17 protein-coding genes are annotated in these 22,144 nt (G+C 71.2%); 8 read left to right on the top strand and 9 right to left on the bottom strand.

Translation table 11 applies throughout. The features are described from left to right. Nucleotides 1–103: 103 nt before the first annotated feature. From ACZ6SA_RS11545 to ctaD, 7 genes are all read right to left on the bottom strand, one after another. A complete protein-coding gene (locus ACZ6SA_RS11545; protein WP_465827690.1) occupies nt 104–2,758 on the bottom strand; it encodes an immune inhibitor A domain-containing protein in 2,655 nt (884 codons plus the stop codon). A 211-nt stretch (nt 2,759–2,969) separates the two neighbouring features. Next, a complete protein-coding gene (gene frdD, locus ACZ6SA_RS11540) occupies nt 2,970–3,311 on the bottom strand; it encodes a fumarate reductase subunit FrdD (RefSeq protein ID WP_465827688.1) in 342 nt (113 codons plus the stop codon). Further along, nucleotides 3,308–3,736, bottom strand: a complete 429-nt coding sequence (locus ACZ6SA_RS11535; protein ID WP_347644119.1) for a hypothetical protein — start codon at nt 3,734–3,736, stop codon at nt 3,308–3,310. The genes frdD and ACZ6SA_RS11535 overlap by 4 nt, the downstream gene beginning before the upstream one ends. Further along, nucleotides 3,733–4,473: a succinate dehydrogenase iron-sulfur subunit gene (sdhB, locus tag ACZ6SA_RS11530; protein ID WP_347644120.1), complete on the bottom strand. Its 741-nt coding sequence runs from the start codon at nt 4,471–4,473 to the stop codon at nt 3,733–3,735. The genes ACZ6SA_RS11535 and sdhB overlap by 4 nt, the downstream gene beginning before the upstream one ends. A gap of 25 nt (nt 4,474–4,498) precedes the next feature. Continuing rightward, nucleotides 4,499–6,232 (bottom strand): fumarate reductase (quinol) flavoprotein subunit, encoded by a 1,734-nt coding sequence (gene frdA, locus ACZ6SA_RS11525; RefSeq protein WP_347644121.1) that lies wholly within the window; start codon nt 6,230–6,232, stop codon nt 4,499–4,501. Nucleotides 6,233–6,237: 5 nt separating this feature from the next. Then, nucleotides 6,238–6,471 carry a hypothetical protein gene (locus ACZ6SA_RS11520; protein ID WP_347644122.1) on the bottom strand — a complete coding sequence of 78 codons (234 nt, stop codon included), beginning with the start codon at nt 6,469–6,471 and terminating at the stop codon, nt 6,238–6,240. A 66-nt stretch (nt 6,472–6,537) separates the two neighbouring features. Further along, the gene (gene ctaD / locus ACZ6SA_RS11515) at nt 6,538–8,241 is read right to left on the bottom strand and encodes an aa3-type cytochrome oxidase subunit I (RefSeq protein ID WP_347644123.1); all 1,704 of its coding nucleotides are present in this window, start codon (nt 8,239–8,241) and stop codon (nt 6,538–6,540) included. A 203-nt stretch (nt 8,242–8,444) separates the two neighbouring features. Here ctaD and ACZ6SA_RS11510 point away from each other — a divergent pair, with 203 nt between their 5' ends. Beyond that, nucleotides 8,445–9,650 (top strand): aspartate aminotransferase type Ic, encoded by a 1,206-nt coding sequence (locus tag ACZ6SA_RS11510; protein ID WP_347644124.1) that lies wholly within the window; start codon nt 8,445–8,447, stop codon nt 9,648–9,650. 1 nt (nt 9,651) lies between these two features. Here ACZ6SA_RS11510 and ACZ6SA_RS11505 read toward each other — a convergent pair whose 3' ends face one another. Beyond that, nucleotides 9,652–10,203, bottom strand: a complete 552-nt coding sequence (locus tag ACZ6SA_RS11505; protein WP_132602028.1) for a hypothetical protein — start codon at nt 10,201–10,203, stop codon at nt 9,652–9,654. A 121-nt stretch (nt 10,204–10,324) separates the two neighbouring features. Here ACZ6SA_RS11505 and ACZ6SA_RS11500 point away from each other — a divergent pair, with 121 nt between their 5' ends. The 7 genes from ACZ6SA_RS11500 to ACZ6SA_RS11470 all read left to right on the top strand — a co-directional run bounded on the left by ACZ6SA_RS11500 (nt 10,325) and on the right by ACZ6SA_RS11470 (nt 21,121). After that, nucleotides 10,325–11,686 (top strand): FAD-binding oxidoreductase, encoded by a 1,362-nt coding sequence (locus tag ACZ6SA_RS11500; RefSeq protein ID WP_347644125.1) that lies wholly within the window; start codon nt 10,325–10,327, stop codon nt 11,684–11,686. 178 nt (nt 11,687–11,864) lie between these two features. After that, nucleotides 11,865–14,330, top strand: coding sequence for a serine/threonine protein kinase (locus ACZ6SA_RS11495; protein ID WP_347644126.1), 2,466 nt, complete (start codon nt 11,865–11,867; stop codon nt 14,328–14,330). Nucleotides 14,331–14,417: 87 nt separating this feature from the next. Beyond that, nucleotides 14,418–15,059 carry a TetR/AcrR family transcriptional regulator gene (locus ACZ6SA_RS11490; protein ID WP_465827683.1) on the top strand — a complete coding sequence of 214 codons (642 nt, stop codon included), beginning with the start codon at nt 14,418–14,420 and terminating at the stop codon, nt 15,057–15,059. Beyond that, nucleotides 15,056–16,645: an acyl-CoA carboxylase subunit beta gene (locus tag ACZ6SA_RS11485; RefSeq protein ID WP_347644128.1), complete on the top strand. Its 1,590-nt coding sequence runs from the start codon at nt 15,056–15,058 to the stop codon at nt 16,643–16,645. Before ACZ6SA_RS11490 ends, ACZ6SA_RS11485 begins: the two co-directional genes overlap by 4 nt. Then, nucleotides 16,642–18,552, top strand: coding sequence for an ATP-binding protein (locus ACZ6SA_RS11480; protein WP_347644129.1), 1,911 nt, complete (start codon nt 16,642–16,644; stop codon nt 18,550–18,552). Before ACZ6SA_RS11485 ends, ACZ6SA_RS11480 begins: the two co-directional genes overlap by 4 nt. Further along, entirely contained in the window at nt 18,549–19,319 is a 771-nt protein-coding gene (locus ACZ6SA_RS11475; protein ID WP_347644130.1) for an enoyl-CoA hydratase-related protein, read from the top strand. Before ACZ6SA_RS11480 ends, ACZ6SA_RS11475 begins: the two co-directional genes overlap by 4 nt. Then, nucleotides 19,316–21,121: an acyclic terpene utilization AtuA family protein gene (locus tag ACZ6SA_RS11470; RefSeq protein ID WP_347644131.1), complete on the top strand. Its 1,806-nt coding sequence runs from the start codon at nt 19,316–19,318 to the stop codon at nt 21,119–21,121. Before ACZ6SA_RS11475 ends, ACZ6SA_RS11470 begins: the two co-directional genes overlap by 4 nt. Here ACZ6SA_RS11470 and ACZ6SA_RS11465 read toward each other — a convergent pair. Beyond that, on the bottom strand, nt 21,077–22,081 hold the full coding sequence (locus ACZ6SA_RS11465; RefSeq protein ID WP_347644132.1) for an ROK family protein: 1,005 nt from the start codon (nt 22,079–22,081) through the stop codon (nt 21,077–21,079). The two genes, ACZ6SA_RS11470 and ACZ6SA_RS11465, sit on opposite strands and share 45 nt — an antisense overlap. Between the last annotated feature and the right edge of the window lie 63 nt (nt 22,082–22,144).

The raw sequence follows: 22,144 nt of genomic DNA, 5'->3' as shown, positions 1-22,144 counted from the left end.
ACGGGCCGGCCGGAGGGGCGGATCGCGGAAGCCGGCCGCTGGCCGCGGCCGGCCGGTTGCGCAGGGCGTGGGGCCGGCCGCTGGGAACGGCCGGCCCCGCAGGTCACTTCTTCGGCGGGACCACCCGGACGATGGCGCCCAGGTTGCCCGGCAGCGGGGTGAGCAGCTGGAACTGCACGCCCAGCGCCTTGCCCTCGTCACCGGGGTCGCCGGTGCCGAGCACCGAGCCCGCGGCCACCTGGCCGTACAGCTCGGTGGCGGGGGTGCCGTCCTGGTGCACCACGCGCGTGGTGTACGCCTGGTCGCCCTTCGACGGCACGACCGCTGAGGCGTCGAAGTCGCGGTAGTACAGCCCGTTGTCGATCAGCTCGATGCCCGGGTACCAGGTCTTCGCGTCGGTGAAGGTCTTGACGCCCTTCTGCGCCTTGAAGTCGGTGCAGTACTCGCTGAACGGCTCGTCCGCCGCCTCCAGGCACTCCTTGAACGGGTACGTCTTGCGGAACCCGAACGCGGCGTTCGAGGTCTGGGCGCGGCCCGGGAGGTTCTTGTTGAGCGTCGGGTCCTTCTCGGCCGCGGTGCCCGTGCGGCGCAGCGGCTCGTAGTGGGAGTCCACGACCAGCAGGCTGCCCTTCGGGCCGAGGCTCGGCGGGCCCGTGATGTCGGCGGTCACGTGGTTGTTGACGTACGTCGAGTCGCGGTACCAGACCAGCAGGCCGGGCGCGTTGTACTTGATCTTCTGCACCTTCCACGCCCCGTCACGGGAGTAGTCGGTGTCGTAGGTGTACTGCAGGCCCTTGTCGAACCCGTCGAAGTTGCGCCACTCCGCCAGGTAGAAGCGGGAGACCTCGCGCTCGCCGTTGTTGCGGGTCCAGCCCTGGCCGCTGGTGTTGGTGAACGTGCCACCGGTGGCGTGCCAGCCGTTGTCCCCGCCCTCGACGTCGTCGCTCCACACGGACGTGCCGTCGTTGGTGAGCTCGAAGTCGTCGGCGTGCCAGCCGCGCGGCATGAAGGCCGCGTCGGTGTTGTACGTCAGCCGCAGCTTGATCGTCTGCCCGGCGAACGGCGTCAGGTTGACGTAGTCGTGCCGCCAGCCGTCGGTGTTGCCGGTGATGCCGTACTTCTTGTTGCCGAACGTGGCGAGGTTCTTGTTCGGGTCCGGGTAGTCGTCGGGCGTGGTGATCTCGTTGCCGGCCTCGTCGAAGACCTTCTGCTGGGTCCACGTCGCGCCGCCGTCGGTGGAGACCTCGACGAAGCCGAAGTCCCAGTCGGACTCGATCTCGTAGTTGTTCCACATCCAGAACCGCACGTCGGAGCCCTCGGGGACGGGCACGTCGCGGGTGATGCCGATGTTGGCCCACTCCTGGTCCAGGCCGGTCCACCAGGCGTTCGACCCGCTGTGCGGCTCGATCATCTTCAGCGGCGCGGAGGCGAGGTTGACCCGGATGCCGTCCTCGGTCAGCTTGGGCGTGCGGGAGGTCTGGCCGACGGTGACGAGCTTGGAGCGGTCACCGGGGTCGAACACCTTCGGGTTCGCCCAGCCGAGCACCCACTTGTCCCACAGGCCCATGTGGGTGGGCATCGACTGGAAGATCGGGCCGGAGTGGGAACCGCTGGACATCAGGTCCCAGAAGTCCACGGCCGAGCTGCCCGCTCCCGAGGTGTCGTACAGGTCGGGCAGGCCGAGGTCGTGGCCGTACTCGTGGGCGAAGACGCCGACGCCGGAGTCCTCGGGCTGCACGATGTAGTTGGAGATCTTCTTGTCGGTGCCGGGGACGGTGTAGCCGCCGGCGACCGCGCTGGAGTGGGCCCAGATGGCGTAGGTGCCCTCGGCGCCGCCGTCGGACGACTTGTCCTTGCCGGCGTGCACCAGCACCAGGTGGTCGATGACGCCGTCGGGCTCCTGGAAGTTGCCGTCGCCGTCGGCGTCGGAGACGTCCTCCACGTCGTAGTCGGCCCAGGGGAAGTCCGGCTGGGCCTGGACGAGCGCGTTCACCGAGTCGATCGGGAGCTGCTGGGCGCCGAGCTGGTTGTCGGGGTGGCCGGACATGTCCTGGGGAGCGCCGCCGCAGGCCGCGGCGCCGTACCAGGCCTCGGAGTGCGGAACCTTGACCCAGCCGACCGCCTCGCCGGTGACGGAGTAGGCGCCCTTCGACATCTCCTCGTACATCTTCTTCATGGTGAAGCCGGAGATGTCGATGCCGGGCCTGCCGTCGCGGGGGTCCTTCAGGTCGGGGCGCACCCGCTCGGTGATGCCCTTGTCCGTGTAGAGCATCTTGTTGAAGTGCTCGGTGCTGAAGTCCTTGACCCAGAAGGAGTTGTTGTCCTTGTGCGGCAGCGTCGCCGGGTCGGGGATGTTGTTGTGCAGGGGACCGTTCAGGAGCGTTCCCGGCGGCTCGACGACGCAGTCGTCGGGGGCGCTGCCGACCGAGCGCAGCCGGTTGAATCCGGAGAAGTCGTCGTTGGCCTGCTCGTTGAACTCGACGAGGAGCGTCAGGAGCTTGGCCGTACGGGTCTGCTTGGACTTCTTGAAGATCCATTCAGCGGGGTTTCGGCCGGTTCTCATGGCCTCCTTCTCGCGCGCGGCGAGAATGCGGCCGGCCGCGGGGTTACCGCTGCTGAACTTCCTGTCGATCTTCTGCGCCGGGGTGAGCGAGCGCGCCTTCGGATCTTCGAGCTTGGGCTCCTTCGGGTCTTCCGCGACCCTGGGCGGAGCGTAGTTGATGTAGAAGTCCGAGGCTGCGGGCTCGTAAACCGCCACCGACGACGCTTGTGCGGAGGGAACGGTCAGGGCGGCGCCGAGAAGGGCGACCGCGGGAAGCGTTGCTAACAGGCGCTTTGTACGTGGCACCAGGAACCCTTTCTGCCCGGGGTCGCCGGGCGCATGGCCATAGGGTGTGCAATGCCGGACGTTAGAGGGTGGCTAAACGGGTCGTAAAGGGAATTGTTGAAACGTGATCAAACTACGACAATCAGGCCATCACCCAAACGGCCACGGCCACGCCCGCCAGCGCCGCCCCGTAGCAGATCACCGCCAGCGCCCGATCGAACCTCGCGATGCCGAACAGCTCTTCACTGGTGAAACGAATGCGGTGGGCGGCGTGAAAAAGACACAGCGTCACGACCACGAGCAGCGCGGCCCGTACGACCACGCCGCCCAGCAGCGCGCGCAGATGATCGACGGCGGGCCAGTCGACGACGCCGAGCGGCATGAGCACCCCGAACAGCAGCACCAGCACCGGCAGCACGAGCGCCGCCACCACGCCCCCGCCGCTGAACAACAACCACAGATACGGTTCGGGCGTGCGCTTCATGGCGACCTCAGGATGAAATAGGCGATCAGCGCGGAGACCAGCACCCAGGCCGAATGGTTGCCGCCCTGGATCATCCAGGCGGGCACCCGCCAGCCGTCCAGCCGGACGACGGTGGCCTTGGGCGCCAGGTTGAGGAACGTGATCGCGTGGAAGGCGGTCGCGGCCAGGGCGACGACGTTGAGCGCGATCATCCAGGGCCGGGAGGCCAGCGCGGCGAAGTCCCGCAGCGACCCGCCGAGCACCGCGTCCACGAGCATCAGCGTGAAGACGATCGCCCACGCCACGAAGACGCTGGTCAGCTCCCGCAGCACGAAGAAGGTGTAGCGGCGGCTGCGGGCGAACCACAGCCGGTCGGTCCGCGGCCGGTAGGCGGCCGAGGTGGTGCGTACGGCGGCGCTCGGGGTCACCTTCTCCTTGGAGGTCATCGCCTGCTCCACGGCAGCACCGAGCGCAGGGCGGCGGTCAGCTTGTACCGCTGGATGGCCTCGGCCGGATCCACGTGCTTGGGGCAGACCTGGGTGCACTCGCCGACGAACGTGCAGCCCCACACGGCGTCCTCCAGGTTGAGCACGTCGAACCGGTCCCCCATGTCGCGCGAGTCGAGGTTGTAGCGCTGGGCGAGGGCGATGGCGGCCGGGCCGAGGAAGTCGGGTTCGAGCACGTAGACCGGGCAGGCCGAGTAGCACAGCAGGCAGTTGATGCACATGCTGTACTGCTTGTACGCCTCCAGCTGCTCGGGCGTCTGGGCGTACTCGGTGGTCAGCGGCAGGTCCTCGCCCTCCCTGACCAGCCAGGGCCGCACCGACGACAGCTTGGCCAGGAAGTCGTCGATGTCCACGACCAGGTCCCTGATGACGGGAAACCCCTTCAGCGGCTCGATCCGCACCGGGCCGTCGCCGTACTCGGTGAGGAAGGTGCCGCAGGTCAGCCGGGGCTCGCCGTTGACGGTCATGCCGCACGAGCCGCACACGCCCATCCGGCACGACCAGCGGTAGGACAGGCTGCCGTCGAGCTGGTCCTTGATGTAGTTGAGCCCGTCGAGCACGGCCCAGTCGGGCATGAGCGGCACGTCGTATCCCTGGAGCACCGGCTCGTCGTCCTCCCCCGGCCGGTACCGGGACACCTCCATCCGCAGCGTCCTGGTCTCCTTGCCATCAGTCACGCCTGATTCAGACGCGCTCATCGGCTCAGTCACGGCCATACACCCTTTCTCCCGGGGGCCATCGGGTGATCGTCACGGGGAGCAGGCCGACGGACGGCGTGCCGTCGGGGGCGCGGTGCACCAGCGAGTGCGCCAGGAACGCCTCGTCGTCCCTGGCGGGGAAGTCGGTGCGCTGGTGCGCGCCGCGCGACTCCCTCCTGTTCAGCGCGCAGGCGACGATCGTCTGCGCGACCTCCAGCATGGCGTGCAGCTCCTGCAGGTTGATCAGCTCGGTGTTGAACGTCGTGCTCGTGTCGTCGATGCGGGCCTCCTCGGCGCGCTCGCGCAGCTCGGCCAGCGTGTCGGCGGCCTTGGCCAGCGCGTCGCCCGTGCGGTAGATGCCCGCCGCTCCTTCGAGCGTGTGCTGCATCTGCTCGCGCAGGTCGGCGATCCGCTCCCCGTGCCCGCTGCCCCCGCGCGCGCGTTCCAACCGCCGCCGTTCGTCCTCCCCCTGGGCGCGTACGCAGGACGGCTCGCCGCTCCTGTGCGACCGGGCGAACCCGGCGGCGGCGACGCCCGCGCGCCGGCCGAAGACGAGGATCTCGGGCAGGGAGTTGGAGCCGAGCCGGTTGGCCCCGTTGATGCTGACGCACGCCGTCTCCCCGGCCGCGTACAGCCCGGCGACGGGGGTGGCGCCGTCGATGTCGGTGTGGACGCCGCCCATCATGTAGTGCACGACAGGGCGCACCGGGATCAGGTCGGTGGCTGGGTCGAGGTTCTGGTAGCTGCGGCACAGCTCGCGGACGAACGGGATGCGGTCGTCGATCTTGCCCGCCCCGAGGTGGCGCAGGTCCAGGTGGACGACCGGGCCGTACGGCGTGTCCACGGTGCGGCCCTTCTCCTGCTCGTGCACGAACGCCTGGGACAGCCGGTCGCGCGGGCCGAGCTCCATGCTGCGCAGCTTCGGCGTGGGCGTGGGGGTGCCGAGGTCGTAGTCCTGCAGGTAGCGGTAGCCGTCCTTGTTGATCAGCCAGCCGCCCTCCGCCCTGGCCGCCTCGGTGATGAGAATGCCGGTGAACGGCAGGCCGGTCGGGTGGTACTGGACGAACTCCATGTCCTTCAGCGGCGCTCCCGCCCGGTAGGCGAGGGTCATGCCGTCGCCGGTCTTGATGGCGGCGTTCGTGGTGAAGGGGAAGGCGCGGCCGCAGCCGCCGGTGGCCAGGATGACGGTCCTGGCGGGGATGGTCTCGATGCGGCCGGTCCTGATCTCGACGGCCACGACGCCGTGGACGCGGCCGTCGTCGACGACGAGCTTGGTGACGAACCACTCGTCGTACCTGATGATGTCCTGATATTTAAGCGTTGTCTGGAAGAGGGTGTGCAGGAGGTGGAAGCCGGTCTTGTCGGCGGCGTACCAGGTGCGCATCTTCTTCATCCCGCCGAACGGGCGCACCGCCACCCGCCCGTCCGGCTCGCGGCTCCACGGGCAGCCCCAGTGCTCCAGCTGCATCAGCTCGCGCGGCGCCTCGTCCACGAACGCCTCGACCGCGTCCTGGTCGGGCAGCCAGTCCCCGCCCGAGATCGTGTCGTAGCAGTGCTCGTCGAGGGTGTCGTCGAGGCCGATCACCCCGGCGGCGCCGCCCTCGGCGGAGACCGTGTGGCTGCGCATCGGATAGACCTTGGACGCGACCGCCACCTTGAGGGCGGGATCCACCTCGGCGACCGCGACCGCCGCCCGCAGGCCCGCTCCGCCTCCTCCGACGATGAGCACGTCGATCATGTACGTCACTTCCCGTGGTCGGGCTGGATCGGGTCCTTCACCCGCTTGCCGTCGTGGCGGATGGCGGACAGGTGGATGCTGCCGTCGTGGTACTCGTGCCGGATCATGCGGCAGCCGCAGTCGAAGAACTGGTCGCGGATCACCAGGCCGTACTCGTCGTCGTCGATGAGGCGTTCACCACCGGACTTCTTCCCGCAGGGAGCCGTCTCGGGGTCGAAGGGGATCTTCGTGCCGGTCATCGCCGATCTCCCTAGATAGGCGAAACGTCACCTCCACACAAGCACCGCGTCACGGTTCGGGAAAGGTCAGTCGCTCGTACCCTCGCCGGGCCGGAGCTCGGGGTCCGCCCCGGGGTCCACCTCGGGCGGCACGTTCGTCCGTTCCCGCGGATAGTGCAGGTCGAATGCGGGCCTCTCGGAGCGGATCGGCGGCATGAACGTGAAGTTGTGCCGCGGCGGCGGGCAGCTCGTGGCCCACTCCAGCGAGTTGCCGTAGCCCCAGGGGTCGTCGAGCGTGACCTTGGGCGCGCTCCTCGCGGTCTTGAACACGTTGTAGAGGAACGGCAGCGTCGAGGCGCCGATCAGGAACGCGCCGACGGACGAGACCTCGTTGAGGAAGGTGAAGCCGTCCGCCGCGCTGTAGTCGGCGTACCTCCTGGGCATGCCGATCTGCCCCAGCCAGTGCTGCACGAGGAACGTCATGTGGAAGCCGATGAACAGGGTCCAGAAGTGCAGCTTGCCCAGCTTGTCGTCGAGCATCTTGCCGGTCATCTTCGGCCACCAGAAGTAGAACCCGGCGAACATGGCGAACACCACGGTGCCGAACACCACGTAGTGGAAGTGCGCGACGACGAAGTAGGTGTCGCTGATGTGGAAGTCGAGCGGCGGCGAGGCCAGGATGACGCCGGTCAGGCCGCCCAGGAGGAACGTCACCAGGAAGCCGACCGAGAACAACATCGGCGACTCGAAGCTCAGGTGCCCGCGCCACATCGTGCCGACCCAGTTGAAGAACTTCACGCCCGTCGGCACCGCGATGAGGAACGTCATGAACGAGAAGAACGGCAGCAGCACCTGCCCGGTCGCGAACATGTGGTGCGCCCAGACCGTCATCGACAACCCGGCGATGGCGATCGTGGCGCCGACCAGCCCCAGGTAGCCGAAGACGGGCTTGCGGCTGAAGACCGGGATGACCTCGGTGACGATGCCGAAGAACGGCAGCGCGATGATGTAGACCTCGGGGTGGCCGAAGAACCAGAACAGGTGCTGCCAGAGCAGCGGCCCGCCGTTCTCGGCCAGGAAGACCTGCGTGCCCAGCTTGCGATCCGACTCGAGCACGAGCAGCGCGGCGGCCAGCACGGGGAACGCCAGCAGCACCATCATCGAGGTCAGCAGCACGTTCCAGCAGAAGATCGGCATCCGGAACATCGTCATGCCCGGCGCCCGCATGGCGATGATCGTGGTGATGAAGTTGACCGCGCCGAGGATCGTGCCGAGCCCCGACAAAGCCAGTCCCATGATCCACAGATCGCCGCCGACCTGCGGCGAGTAGACGGACGTCGACAGCGGCGTGTACCCGAACCACCCGAAGTCGGCCGCCCCGCCGGGGGTGAAGAACCCGGCCAGCACCATCAGCCCGCCGAACAGGAACAACCAGTACGCCACCGCGTTCAGCCGGGGGAAGGCGACGTCGGGCGCGCCGATCTGCAACGGCATGATCACGTTGGTGAACCCGGCGAACAGCGGGGTGGCGAACAGCAGCAGCATGATCGTGCCGTGGATGGTGAACAGCTGGTTGTACTGGTGCTGGCTGACCAGCTGCAGTCCCGGCCCGGCGAGCTCGGCTCGGATGATCATGGCCATGACGCCCGCCACGAGGAAGAACCCGAACGACGTGATCAGGTAGAGGTAGCCGATGACCTTGTGGTCGGTCGTCGACAACCAGGAGGCGATCACGGTCCCGGTGTGCCGGCGCCTGACCTGTTCGATCGAGGGTTCGCGAACGGTCGTCACGGCCGCTCCCTCCCGTGCGGAGTGCCAACTGCCCCGATCTACCCATTCCACGCCAATGACCGCCGCTCGGGAAGCCGTTCTTTACCCTTTGCGGCAAAGCTTGGACGTTCCGCGACGCGCGAGCGTCCATATCGCGGATCGGTGCCGGTCCACATGGCGGCGTCTTCTATCCTTCGTAACCGAACCGACATGGAGGAGATCTCGTGACCGCTCAGCGTGACTACGCCGCCCTCGTCCAGAGAGGGCTCAAGCTCGACCTCACCCGGGGCAAGCCGTCACCGCGCCAGCTCGATCTCTCCAACGACATGCTCGAACTGCCCACGTCCTACCGCGCGGCCGACGGCACCGACGGCCGCAACTACGGCAACCTGCAGGGCCTGCCCGAGCTGCGCGAGCTGTTCGCCCCGCTGGTGCAGGTGCCCGCCGGTCAGCTCGTCGTGGGCGGCAACGCCAGCCTGGCCCTGATGCACGACACGATCGTGCACGCGCTGCTGACGCCGCTGCCGGGCGCCGCGCGCCGGTGGGTGGAGGAGCCGAAGGTCACGTTCCTGTGCCCGGTGCCGGGGTACGACCGGCATTTCACGATCTGTGAGCGGTTCGGGATCACGATGGTGCCCGTCCCGATGAACGCCGGCGGGCCCGACATGGACGTCGTGGAGCGCCTGGTCGCCTCCGACGCCAGCGTCAAGGGCATGTGGTGCGTGCCGAAGTACAGCAACCCGTCCGGCGTCGTCTACAGCGACGAGACCGTGCGCAGGCTGGCCGCCATGCCTGCGGCCGCCCCCGACTTCCGGATCTTCTGGGACAACGCCTACGCGGTGCACCACCTCACCGACACCCCGGCCGAGCTGGCCGACCTGCTCGCGCTCAGCGCCGAACAGGGCAACGCCGACCGCGTGTTCGTCTACGCCTCCACCTCGAAGGTGACGCTGGCGGGCGCGGGCGTGTCGTTCTTCGGCTCCTCACCGGCCAACGTCGAGTGGTTCCTGCACAACACCGCCAAGCAGTCCATCGGCCCCGACAAGCTCAACCAGCTGCGGCACGTGGAGTTCCTCCGCGACGGCGCCGGGGTCGCCGCCCACATGCGCCGCCACGCCGAACTGATCGGGCCGAAGTTCGAGCTGGTCGACAAGGTGCTGACCGAGCAGCTCGGCGACCTGGCGACCTGGACGAGCCCCAAGGGCGGCTACTTCATCAGCCTGGAGGTGCCGCACGCCGCCGAGGTGGTGGCCAAGGCCAAGGCCGCGGGCATCGCGCTGACCCCCGCGGGCGCCACCCACCCCTACGGCGACGACCCCGGCGACCGCACCATCAGGATCGCGCCGACCTACCCAGAGCTCGACGAGCTGGAGCAGGCCATCAACGGCCTGGCCGTCTGCGTGCGCCTGGTGGCGGAGGAGCGGGGCTGAGTCAGCGGCCCGACCGGAAGCCGAAGATGTACTCGCGCGTCTCGCTCGGATGGAACGAGACGCCGACCCCCGGCTCGAACACGACGTTGTCGCGGGCGCAGTAGCACAGGCCCTCCCACACGGCCATGGCCTTCTCCCTGGCCGGAGCCTCGCTGTCGTCGCGCTTGCGTGCGCCGTACGAACCGAGCACGTTCAGCAGGCCGAGCCCCCAGAACAGGCCCGTCAGGCAGAACGGCGCGAGCAGCACCTCACCCCAGTTGGGGTCCTGGCCCATCGCGATGACCAGCGACATGACGAGGTGGGCCAGGGCTGCCAGGAGCAGCAGGATGTAGCCCTGGTTCCTGGCCCACGGCGTGTAGTGGCGGCTGGGGAACGACAACCAGACCGCGAGCTGCGTGCGGCTCATGACGTGCTTCGAGGCGCCCAGGGTCGCCGCCATCGGCAGATCGGCCACCTCGCGCGCCCCGGGTAACCGCACCCGCCCGATCTTGTACGTGGTCCCCGCGGCGACCGCTCCGGGGACCGCTACGACCTGGTCGGTCTCCGAACACACCGGGCACCTGACTTTCACTCGGGCAGTTTGGCCCTAAGCCACGGCCTGCGCAAACCGCCCGCCGAGCCGCCCTCCAGAGCCCCTCTCCGGATAGTGGGGATTTGCCCATAAGGTGCATGGTGTGAGACCGATTGATGCGTTGGTGAGCTCTCTGCCCGAAGGCCGCGTCCTGACCGATCCGGACGTGATCGACTCCTATGCCCGCGACCGGACGTTCCTGGAGCCGGGCAAGCCGGCCGGGGCAGTGCTCGCCGCCTCCCGCGACGACGTGGTCACCACCATGAAGTGGGCCACCGAGCACCGGGTGCCGGTGGTGCCGCGCGGGGCGGGCACCGGCCTGGCGGGCGCCTCCGTGGCCGGCGACGGCTCGGTCATCCTCTCGCTGGCCAGGATGACCGCGATCCGGGAGCTCTCCCCCGCCGACGAGATCGCCGTCGTCGAGCCCGGCGTCATCACCGCCGACCTGGACAAGGCCGCCAGGGAGCACGGCCTGATGTACGCGCCCGACCCGTCGTCGTACGAGATCTCCACGATCGGCGGCAACCTGGCCACCAACGCCGGCGGGCTGCGCTGCGTCAAGTACGGCGTGACCAGGGACTCGGCGCTCGGGCTTGAGGTCGTGCTGGCCGACGGGCGGATCCTCGACACCGGCCGCCGCACGATGAAGGGCGTCACGGGCTACGACCTGACCGGCCTGTTCGTGGGCTCGGAGGGCACCCTGGGCGTGATCACGGCGGCCACGGTGCGGTTGCGCCGCGCTCCCGTCGCGCCACCGGCCACCTTCGCCGCGGAGTTCGGCTCGCTGCGCGACGCGGGCGCCGCCGTGTCGGCGATCATGGCGGCCGGCTGCCAGCCCTCCCTCATGGAGCTGCTCGACCGGGCCACGCTCGAGGCCATCGACGAGTGGCGCAACATCGGCCTCGAGGCGTCGACCCAGGCCATGCTGATCGGCCAGTCGGACGCGACGGACGGCCAGGCGATGGCCGCGCGCATGGAGGAGCTGTGCATGGAGAACGGCGCCTCGTTCGTGGCCGTCTCCTCCAGCCCGCAGGAGGCCGAGGAGCTGATCGGGCTGCGCAGGCTCGCCTACCAGGCCAAGGAGCGGCAGGGCGCGTGCCTGGTCGAGGACGTGTGCGTGCCGCGTTCGGTGTTGCCCGACATGATCACCGCGATCGAGGCCGCGGCGGCCCGGCACGGGGTGCGGATCGCCACGGTCGCGCACGCGGGGGACGGCAACCTGCATCCGGTCTTCATCTTCGAGCACGGCACCATCGAGCCGCCCCCGGAGGTCTGGGCCGCGGCGGACGAGGTGTTCACGCACGCGCTGGAGCTCGGCGGCACCCTGACCGGCGAGCACGGCGTCGGCCTGCTCAAGCAGCGCTGGCTGGCCCTCGAGGCGGGGCCGGTCGCCACGGAGGTGCAGCGGGGCATCAAGGCGGTCTTCGACCCGCTCGGTCTCCTCAACCCGGGCAAAGCCATTTGACAAAAGGTGACCTCGGCTTCATCAAGCCGTGACCTTGGGGTTCGCAGAGCACACTACCTGCGAAGTAACCCTGACTTACTACGTCAAAACGTGAAGGTTCTGATAGGTCCGGCAGACGCCCCAACGGTCTCGCTGGTAGCGTTTTGCCTCATCTACTGGGTTGTGATGGGGGTCCGACGTGAATCAGTTCCAGCCGCTGGAGGCGGACGATCCGCGGCGGCTGGGGACGTATGACATCGTCGCCCGGCTCGGCGAGGGCGGCCAGGGGATCGTCTATCTTGGCGAGAGCGACTCGGGGGAACAGGTCGCCGTCAAGCTGCTGCACAACGCCCTGGTCGCCGACACGGACGCCAGGACGAGGTTCCTGCGCGAGGTCGCGGTGGCGCAGCGGGTGGCCAGGTTCTGCACCGCCCCCGTGCTCCACGCCGACCTGGAGGGCAGCCGCCCGTACATCGTGAGCGAGTTCGTCCCCGGGCCCTCGCTGCGCGAGCTGGTCATCAACGAGGGACCGCGGCGGGGTGCGGCACTCGAACGGCTCGCGATCAGCACGGCCACCGCGCTCGCCGCCATCCACCGCGCCGGCATCCTGCACCGCGACTTCAAGCCCGCCAACGTGCTCATGGGCCCCGAAGGGCCCGTCGTGATCGACTTCGGCATCGCCCGCGCGCTCGACTCCCCCGGTGCGACGGCCACGGGCATGGCCATGGGGACGCCGTCGTACCTGGCGCCCGAGCAGCTCACCGGCGCGGCCGTGTCGGAGGCCGCGGACGTGTTCGCCTGGGGCGTCACGATGGTGTTCGCGGCGACGGGCAAACCCGCGTTCGGCGCCGACTCCATCCCCGTGGTGATGAACCGCATCCTGAACGAGGAGCCGGAGCTCGGCAGGATGGAGGGCGTGCTCGCCGAGCTGGTGGCCGCCTGCCTGTCCAAGGACCCGGCGCAGCGGCCCTCCGCCGACGAGCTCATCGTCAACCTCACCGGCCAGCCGGCCCCGAAGACCGCCATCGAACCGGTGGGCCGGCAGTTCGGCGCCACCCAGTCCGCTGCGCCGGCGCAGCCGGAGGGCGGCGGTCCCGAAGCCGAGAACGGTCCGGGTGGCGAGGCGGCGCCCTCGGAGGACGTCTACCCCGGCCCCTGGACGCAGCCGACCGGCCCTCACCTCGTGGGCGGCCCGCTCCAGACCGGCCCGCAGCCCGTGGGACCCCCGCAGACCGGCCAGTACGTCACGCCCCCCGCGGCCGCCCAGCACGGCCAGGGCGGCTCCGTCCCGGGCGCCGGCCACAACCCCGGCCTCAGCGGGCCCATCCCGAACGTCCCCGGCCAGGGCAACCCGGGCCACAGCGGCCCCGTCCCCGGGCAGGGCCAGAGCGGCCCCGTGCGCAACCCTGGCCAGAGCGGCCCTGTACCGGGCGCAGGCCACACCCCGGGGCTCGGCGGACCCGTCCCCCATGTCCCGGTCCAGGCGGGCCCCGTCCAGGCGGGTCTGGCGCACAACGCCCCGCACTCCGGCGGCGGTCCCGTTGGACCGCACCATCCGGCCGGATCCCCGGGAGGCCAGCAGCCGGCGATGCCCGGAACGGGAGCCCCTCAGAACGGCCCCCAAGGTCCCCAGGGCTCGCAACACCCGCAGGGTCCTCAAGGCCCGCACGGTACGCCCCAGGGACCGCACGGCTCCCCGTATCCGGGGGCGCCCCAGGGTGGCCAGCAGGGTGGCCCTCAGAGTGGCCCGCAGGGCGCCGGAGCCGGCATGCCGCCGCACGGCCCCGGCATGCCCCCGGGCGGCGGGTTCCAGCAGGGAACTCCCGGCGGCTCGCCGAGGCCGGGTGACGGCCCGCACGCCAAGCAGCGCCGCACGCTGACCCTCGCGCTCTCGGGCGCCGCCGCCGCGGCCCTGCTCGTGGTCGTCGGCGCCGTCGTGGTGCAGGCGAACAGCCAGGAAGTCCCGGTCGTGCCGGTGGGCAACTCGACGACCAGCACGCCGGGTGACGGCTCGGGCGCCGGGCAGCCCGGCAAGCCGCCCGCCTCCGTCACCCCGATGGAGACGGTCCCCGTCCCCACCCTGGACATCGACCCGACGACCAAGAAGCCCAGGAAGCCCAAGAAGACCGTCACCCCGCGGCCGAACCGCTACACCCCGCCGCCGGTCCCGCAGACCCGCAGGCCGCAGCCGACGCCCACGCCGACCAAGAAAAAGAAGAAGACGATGGTCGAGCCCAACGCGGAGCCGACCGCGCGCCCGACCGCGGGCCCCACGCGGACCATCCCGGTCTTCAAGCGGCCCAAGCAGGCCGCCGCGCCCAGGAAGGTCGCTCCCAAGAAGAACCCCTACACCGTGACCAAGGTGTGCGGCTCCGGCTACAAGGTCATCGACTCGCACGCGCTGGGCAGCAACGCCACGATCCACCTCGCGTACAACGCGAAGTCGGGCAAGAACTGCGTGGTCACGATGTCGCAGCTGGTCGGGACGGGCAAGATGCAGATGAACGCGCTGCTCCAGGTCAAGAAGGGCGGCAAGGCGAGCAACCCGGGCAAGTTCTCGGCGTACGCGGGCCCGGTCAGGCTGGCGGCGAAGAAGAAGTGCGTGATCTGGGGCGGTTCGTGGGGCTTGCAGAGCTGGAAGTCCGGCTGGAGCCACTGCGGCTGACCCGGCAGCCGGGCCTCGCGCGTACGGGCCCGCGCGGAGTCTCCGCGCCCGGTGACCTGAGCGCTCTCGTGCGCTAGCGTGGCTGACGTGATCGTCAAGTCTCCGGCGTCCACCTCCAAGGGGAGGCGCACGCGGGCCGCGTTGCTGCAGGCCGGGCGCGAGGCGTTCGAGGAGCACGGATACGACGCCGTGCGGGTCGACGACGTGTGCGTGCGGGCCGGGGTCTCCCACGGCACCTTCTACACGTACTTCGGCTCCAAGGAGGCCTTGTTCGGCGAGGTCGCGGAGGCGGTGGTCGGAGAGATGTTCGCGGCGAGCGTCGTGGGCACGGCCGCCTCCGCCGACCCCTACGCCCGCATCGAGGCGGCCAACCGGCTCTACCTGCGGGCCTGGGCCGCGAACTCGCGGCTGGTGCGGATGTTCGAGCAGGCGGCGACCGGCGACGACCGGTTCGGGCGACTGCTGCTCGAACTGCGCGAGGTGTTCGTGCGCCGGGGCGCCGACGGGCTGCGGCGGCTGCAGGAGCAGGGCCTGGCCGACCCGGCGCTCGACCCCCGGCTGACCGCGGTCATGCTGGGCGGGATGGTCGAGCACTTCGCCCACGTCTGGCTCGACCTGGGCGAGCAGGCCGCGGAGGAGACGGCCGTCGACCATCTGACGCGGTTGTGGGCGCGGGCGATCGGGTTGACGTGCACGTCACCTTCGGCGCGCCCGGAGGAGGGCGCATGATCAGGAGCAGGCTCGACCCCGCGAGCGAGGAACATCAGCGGCGCCGCGCGTCGATGCTGGCCAAGCTGGCCGAGCTGGACGCCGAGCACGCCAGGGCGGTGGGCGGGGGCGGCGAGAAGTACGTCGAGCGGCACCGCGCGCGGGGCAAGCTGCTCGCGCGCGAACGCGTCGAGCTGCTGATCGACGCCGACTCCCCCTTCCTGGAGCTGTCGCCGCTGGCCGCGTGGGGCAGCGACTTCCCCGTCGGGGCGAGCATGGTCTCGGGGATCGGCGTGATCGAGGGCGTCGAGTGCGTGATCACGGCGAACGATCCCACCGTCCGCGGCGGCGCCTCCAACCCGTGGACGCTGAAGAAGTCCCTGCGCGCGGCGGACATCGCGCTGCGCAACCGCCTGCCGTACGTGAATCTGGTCGAGAGCGGCGGCGCGGACCTGCCGACGCAGAAGGAGATCTTCATCCCCGGCGGGCAGATCTTCCGCGACCTGACGCGGCTGTCGGCTGCGGGCGTCCCGACCGTCGCGCTCGTCTTCGGCAACTCCACCGCCGGCGGCGCCTACGTGCCCGGGATGAGCGACTACGTGGTGATGGTGCGGGAGCGGGCCAAGGTGTTCCTGGGCGGGCCGCCGCTGGTCAGGATGGCGACCGGCGAGGAGTCCGACGACGAGTCGCTGGGCGGGGCGGAGATGCACGCCAGGGTGAGCGGGCTCGCCGACCACCTGGCGGAGGACGAGCACGACGCGCTGCGCATCGGGCGCTCGATCGTGCGCTCGCTCGGCTGGCGCAAGCGGGGCGCCGTCCCGCTGCCCGCGCGGGAGCCGGCCTATCCGGCGGACGAGCTGCTCGGCATCGTCCCCGAGGACCTGAAGGTGCCGTTCGATCCCCGGGAGGTGATCGCGCGGGTGGTGGACGGCAGCGAGTTCGAGGAGTTCAAACCGGCGTACGGCGTCTCGCTGGTGACGGGCCGGGCGCGGATCCACGGCTATCCGGTCGGCGTGCTGGCCAACGCCCGGGGCGTGCTGTTCAGCGAGGAGTCGCAGAAGGCCACGCAGTTCATCCAGCTGGCCAACCAGTCGCGCACGCCGCTCGTCTTCCTGCAGAACACGACCGGCTACATGGTCGGCAAGGACTACGAGCAGGGCGGCATCATCAAGCACGGCGCGATGATGATCAACGCGGTGTCCAACTCGACCGTTCCCCATCTGACGATCGTCATGGGCGCGTCGTACGGCGCGGGCAACTACGGCATGTGCGGGCGGGCCTACGACCCCCGCTTCCTGTTCAGCTGGCCGAGCGCCAAGTCGGCGGTGATGGGGCCCGCGCAGCTCGCCGGCGTGTTGTCCATCGTGGGCCGGGCGTCGGCGCAGGCGAAGGGGCAGGTCTACGACGAGGAGGCCGACGCGGCGATGCGGGAGATGGTGGAGGCCCAGATCGAGGCCGAGTCGCTGGCGTTCTTCCTGTCGGGGCGCCTCTACGACGACGGGGTCATCGATCCGCGCGACACGCGCACCGTGCTGGGCATGTGCCTGTCGGCGATCAACAGCGCGCCGGTGCCCGAGCCGGCGGGATTCGGGGTGTTCCGCCCGTGATCAGCCGCCTGCTCGTCGCGAACCGGGGCGAGATCGCCCGCCGCGTCTTCCGCACCTGCCGCTCGCTCGGCATCGTCACGGTGGCGGTGCACTCCGACCCCGACGCGAGCGCGCCGCACGTGTCCGAGGCCGATCTCGCGGTACGCCTGCCGGGCGCGCATCCCTCGCAGACGTACCTGGACGCCGGGCTCATCCTGGCCGCGTGCCGCGCCGCCGGGGCGGACGCCGTGCACCCCGGGTACGGCTTCCTGTCGGAGAACGCCGAGTTCGCGCAGGCCGTGCTCGACGCCGGGCTGGTGTGGGTCGGCCCGCCGCCGGCGGCCATCGCGGCCATGGGGTCCAAGATCGCGGCCAAGCGGCTGATGGCGCAGGCCGGGGTGCCGGTGCTGCCGTCGCTCGACCCGGCCGCTCCTGGCGAGTTCCCGCTGCTGGTGAAGGCGTCCGCCGGTGGCGGCGGCCGGGGCATGCGCGTCGTGCGCGAGCCGGGCGAGCTCGCGCGGGAGATCGGGTCGGCGCAGCGGGAGGCGGCGGCGGCCTTCGGCGACGGCGCCGTGTTCGTGGAGCCGCTGCTGGAGGCGGCCCGGCACGTCGAGGTCCAGGTGCTGGCCGACCGGCACGGCACCGTGTGGGCGCTGGGCGAGCGCGAGTGCAGCGTGCAGCGGCGGCACCAGAAGGTCGTCGAGGAGTGCCCCTCGCCCGGGATCTCCGCCGGGCTGAGGGAGCGCCTGTTCGAGGCCGCCGTCAGGGCCGCGCGGGCGGTCGGCCACGTCGGAGCCGGGACGGTGGAGTTCCTGGTCAAGGGCGACCGGGTGGCCTTCCTCGAGATGAACACCCGGCTCCAGGTCGAGCACCCCGTGACCGAGCTGGTCCACGGCGTCGATCTCGTCCGGCTCCAGCTGGAGATCGCCGAGGGGGTCGCGCTGCCCGCGAGCCCTCCCGGGCCCGCGGGGCACGCGGTCGAGGCGCGGCTGTACGCGGAGGACGACGCCTACCTCCCCCAGACGGGGGTGTTGCGGCGGTTCGAAGTGCCCGGGGACGTGCGCGTGGACGCGGGCGTCGAGTCGGGATCCGTGGTGTCGCCGCACTACGACGCGATGCTGGCCAAGGTGGTGGCGCACGGCTCGACGCGGGCGCAGGCGGTGCGGCGGCTGGCGACGGCGCTGCGGCGGGCGAAGCTCCACGGGGTCACCACTAATCGCGACTTGCTCGTACGAGTCCTGACAAATCCGGCTTTTCTGGCCGGTGAGACTCATACCGGATTCCTTGACCCCGACGGCCCCGTCCACGGCACCACCGCCCGCCCTCAGCCCGAACCGGCCGGCGAGGCTGCAGCCGAGACCGCGGGCGAGTTGCCCGCGCTGGCCGCCGCCCTCGCCCTGGCCGCCGCCAACCGGCGCGACGCGCGCGTGCTGGCCGGGCTGCCGAGCGGCTGGCGCAACGTGCGCTCCCAGCCCCGCCGCGCCCGCTTCGCCGAGGCCGAGACCGTGTACGACCCGCTCCCCGAGAACGTCACCGTGCTCGGCGCCGGACCGGACACCGTCGTCCTCGAACACGACGGCGTCCGCCACACCTTCGAGGTGGCCCGGTACGACGGCGACCCGAAGGTCTACGTCGACCACGCGGGCGGCTGCGCCGTGCTGACCCCGCTCCCCCGGCTGCCCGAGCCGGTCGAGCACGTCGCGCCGGGGTCCCTGCTGGCCCCCATGCCGGGCAGCGTGCTGCGCGTCGAGGTGGCGGCCGGCGACCGGGTCGCCAAGGGCCAGCCGGTGCTGGTGCTCGAGGCCATGAAGATGGAGCACCGGGTCGCCGCCCCCGCCGACGGCGTGGTGTCCGGCGTACACGTGGAGAAAGGCCGGCAGGTCGAGGCGGGAGCCGTGCTGGCGATCATTCAGGAGGAGAGCACATGACCCTGGTCCACCAGGACCTGGCCGCGGGCGTGGCGACCATCACGCTGGACTCGCCGCCCAACCGCAACGCCCTGTCCGTCCGCCTGCTCGGCGAGTTGAGGGAGCGGCTCGACCGGGCGCTGGCCGAGCCGGCGGCCAGGGTGATCGTGCTGACGGCCACGGGCAAGGTGTTCTGCTCGGGAGCCGACATCAAGGAGCAGCGCGCGGCCGACGGCAAGCCGGACGCGCCGGTGACGGCGTCGTTCCCGGAGATCCTCACCCTCATCTGGGAGAGCCCGAAGCCGGTGATCTGCCGGCTCAACGGCACCGCGCGGGCCGGCGGCCTCGGCCTGGTGGCGGCGTGCGACTTCGCGGTCGCGCCGGTGACGGCGTCGTTCGCGTTCACGGAGGTACGCCTCGGCGTGGTGCCCGCGATGATCTCGGTGCCGGTCCTGCGCAGGCTCGACCCGAGGGCCGCCGCCGAATACTTCCTGACCGGCGAGGTCTTCGACGCCGCCAGGGCCGCGGAGATCGGGCTGATCTCCAAGGCCGTGCCGGAGGAGGAGCTGGACGCGGCGGTCGCCCACTACGCCGACCTGCTGATCAAGGGCGCTCCCGAGGCGCTGGCCCTCACCAAGCAGCTGGTCAGGCAGGTGCCGGCGATGTCGTTCCGTGAAGGGCTGCGGCAGATGACGACGCTGTCCGCCGAGCGTTTCACCTCGGAGGAGGGCCAGGAGGGCATCGCCGCGTACATGGAGAAGCGGCCGCCCACCTGGGCCACGCGATGACCCTGCGCGTCGCCAACTGCAGCGGCTTCTACGGCGACCGGCTCTCCGCGGCCAGGGAGATGGTCGAGGGCGGGCCGATCGACGTGCTGACCGGCGACTGGCTCGCCGAGCTCACCATGCTGATCCTGGCCGGCAACCGGCTCAAGGGCCGCGCCGGCTACGCGCCGACGTTCCTGCGGCAGCTGGAGGACGTCCTCGGGCCCTGCCTCGACCGGGGCATCAAGATCGTGACGAACGCGGGCGGCCTCGACCCCGCCGGGTGCGCGGAGGCCGTGCACGAGCTGGCCGCCCGCCTCGGCCTGTCCCCCTCGGTCGCCCACGTCACCGGCGACGACCTCACCGGCACGCCCCTCGACCTCGTCAACGCCGACACCGGCGAGCGCCTTGACGCCACCCCGCTGACCGCGAACGCCTACCTGGGCGGCCGCCCGATCGCCGCCGCCCTGTCGGCGGGCGCGGACGTGGTGGTGACCGGCCGCGTCACCGACGCCGCCCTGGTGACCGGGCCCGGCATCTGGCGGTACGGCTGGGGCCCCGCCGACCTCGACCCGCTGGCGGGATCGGTGGTCGCAGGGCACATCATCGAGTGCGGCTGCCAGGCCACGGGCGGCAACTACCCGTTCTTCCAGGACGTGCCTGATCTGGCCCATTGCGGCTTCCCGCTCGCGGAGCTCCGCCCGGACGGATCCGCCGTGATCACCAAGCATCCCGGCACGGGCGGCCTGGTCTCGGTCGGCACGGTCACCGCCCAGCTGGTGTACGAGGTGGGCGGCCCCCGCTACCTCGGCCCCGACGTGGTGGCCAGGTTCGACACGATCACACTCGCCGGCGACGGGCCCGACCGGGTGCTGGTCTCCGGGGTCCGGGGCGAGCCGCCGCCCGGCACCCTCAAGGTCGCCGTCAACTACCTGGGCGGCTACCGGAACACCATGACCCTCGTCCTCACGGGGCTCGACATGGAGGCCAAGGCCCGGGTGGCGGAGGAGGCCGTCTGGGCGCGGATCCCGCGCGAGTCGTTCGACGCGGTGGACGTGACGCTCACGGAGTCCGGCCTGCTGCGGATCACGGTCATGGACGCAGACGAACGCACGGCGGGGCGGGCCTTCTCCTCGGCCGTGGTCGAGACGGGGCTGGCCGGTTACCCGGGCTTCTACGGCCTCACCCCGCCCGGCAACGCCACGCCGTACGGGGTCTACTGGCCGGTCCTGGTCCCGGCCTCGGGCGTGCGCCCGCAGGTCTTCGTGAACGGCGCGGAGATACCCGTCCCCGCCGTCCCCGCCGGTCCTCACCCTCCGTCCTCCCTCCCCGCCCCGGCAGCCCCGCTCACGTCGGAGCCCTTCGACCCCGCCACCCCCCAGCGGACCGCGGATCCCGCCTCCGTCCGGGCGCCCGGCGCGGCCCACCCCGCCCCGGCAGGCGCCGCGCACGAGAAGGACGCGCACGGCACGGGCGGCGTCGCGGGTGAGGAGACCGTGTGGATGCCGCTGGGGCGCATCGTGGGGGCCCGTTCCGGCGACAAGGGCGGCAACGCCAACCTGGGAGTCTGGGCCGGGACACCGGACCGCTACGCGTGGCTGGCCGCCACCTTGACCCCTGACCGGCTCAAGCGCCTCCTGCCGCATCTGGCCGCGTACCGCGTCGACCGCTACGAGCTGCCGAACCTCAAGGCGCTCAACTTCGTCATCCACGGGCTCCTGGGCCGGGGTGTGGCGGCGAGCCCGCGCATGGACCCGCAGGCCAAGGCGCTGGGCGAGGAGCTACGCGCCCGGCCTCTGCGCATCCCCACGGCGCTCCTGGACTGAGCCGGCCATCCGCCACCCCAGCAGCCCCGCGCCCAGCACCCCCGCCCGAGCCCCGAGCGCCGACGCCCTGACCTCCGGCGCCCGCCGCTCCTGCACCCGCCGCTCCGGCGCCCCCGGCGACGACCGCGCGTGTGCCGCCGCCTCCTGCGACGTTGACCGCCCGTCGGCCGGCAGGGACGGGGACGGCGGATGAGGGGACAGGAGGGTTGACAGGCGGGCCCGGAGGGGGACGATCAGGGCGTCGCCCGCGTGGGAGACCCCGCCGCCGATGACGACGGCCGCCGGATCCAGCAGCCGCGTGTACGTGGCCAGGGCCAGGGCGAGCGCCTCCACGGCCGTGTCCCACACCCGCCCGGCCGCCGCGTCTCCCTCCGAGGCTCGCCGCACCACCTCCTCGGCCCCGCCGGCGCCGTACCGGGCCGCGACCGCGCCGCCCGACGCGTACGCCGCCAGGCAGCCCCGCTGCCCGCACCCGCAGGCCGCCCCGCCGGGCCGTACCGGGATGTGGCCGATCTGCCCGGCCCATCCGGCGGCGCCCCCGTACGGCGACCCGGACAGGACCACCGCGCCCGCGATGCCCGTGCCGATGGGCAGGTAGAGCACGTCGTCCCCGCCCGCCCCGTAGGCCAGCTCCGCCTCCCCGGCCGCGCGGACGTCATGCCCGAGCGCCACCGGCATGTCCACGTCCGTGAACGACGACGCGGGCACGTCCCGCCAGCCGAACGCGGCCGAGAAGACGGCCCGTTCCGCCGTGACGAGACCGGGCACCACCAGCCCCACCGCCTGCGGGCGTGTTCCGGGCCGGGGCCGGGCGAGGTCGGCGACGAAGGCGGAGACGGCCGCGATCACGCGCTCAGGGCCGCCGGCGCGCGGGGTGGGCCGCCGCTCGACATGCAGACATGTCCCGTCGCGGGTGACAAGTCCGCCTTTCATGGTGGTGCCGCCAACATCAACCGCCACAACGCACTCCATGCCTTCATCCTGCTGCAGAAACCTTTTGAGATCATGTCCGCCGATGCAGCA

The organism is Nonomuraea sp. NPDC049378, from assembly GCF_055586745.1.
This window is presented reverse-complemented; position numbering and strand designations above follow the sequence as displayed.

What these genes read in the sequence shown, in the direction of transcription:
- ACZ6SA_RS11485 (WP_347644128.1), top strand. Translation starts at nt 15,056, where the DNA reads ATGATCAGGAGCAGGCTCGACCCCGCGAGCGAGGAACATCAGCGGCGC.
- frdD (WP_465827688.1), bottom strand. Translation starts at nt 3,311, where the DNA reads ATGAAGCGCACGCCCGAACCGTATCTGTGGTTGTTGTTCAGCGGCGGG.
- ACZ6SA_RS11520 (WP_347644122.1), bottom strand. Translation starts at nt 6,471, where the DNA reads ATGACCGGCACGAAGATCCCCTTCGACCCCGAGACGGCTCCCTGCGGG.
- ACZ6SA_RS11535 (WP_347644119.1), bottom strand. Translation starts at nt 3,736, where the DNA reads ATGACCTCCAAGGAGAAGGTGACCCCGAGCGCCGCCGTACGCACCACC.
- ACZ6SA_RS11470 (WP_347644131.1), top strand. Translation starts at nt 19,316, where the DNA reads ATGACCCTGCGCGTCGCCAACTGCAGCGGCTTCTACGGCGACCGGCTC.
- frdA (WP_347644121.1), bottom strand. Translation starts at nt 6,232, where the DNA reads ATGATCGACGTGCTCATCGTCGGAGGAGGCGGAGCGGGCCTGCGGGCG.
- ACZ6SA_RS11475 (WP_347644130.1), top strand. Translation starts at nt 18,549, where the DNA reads ATGACCCTGGTCCACCAGGACCTGGCCGCGGGCGTGGCGACCATCACG.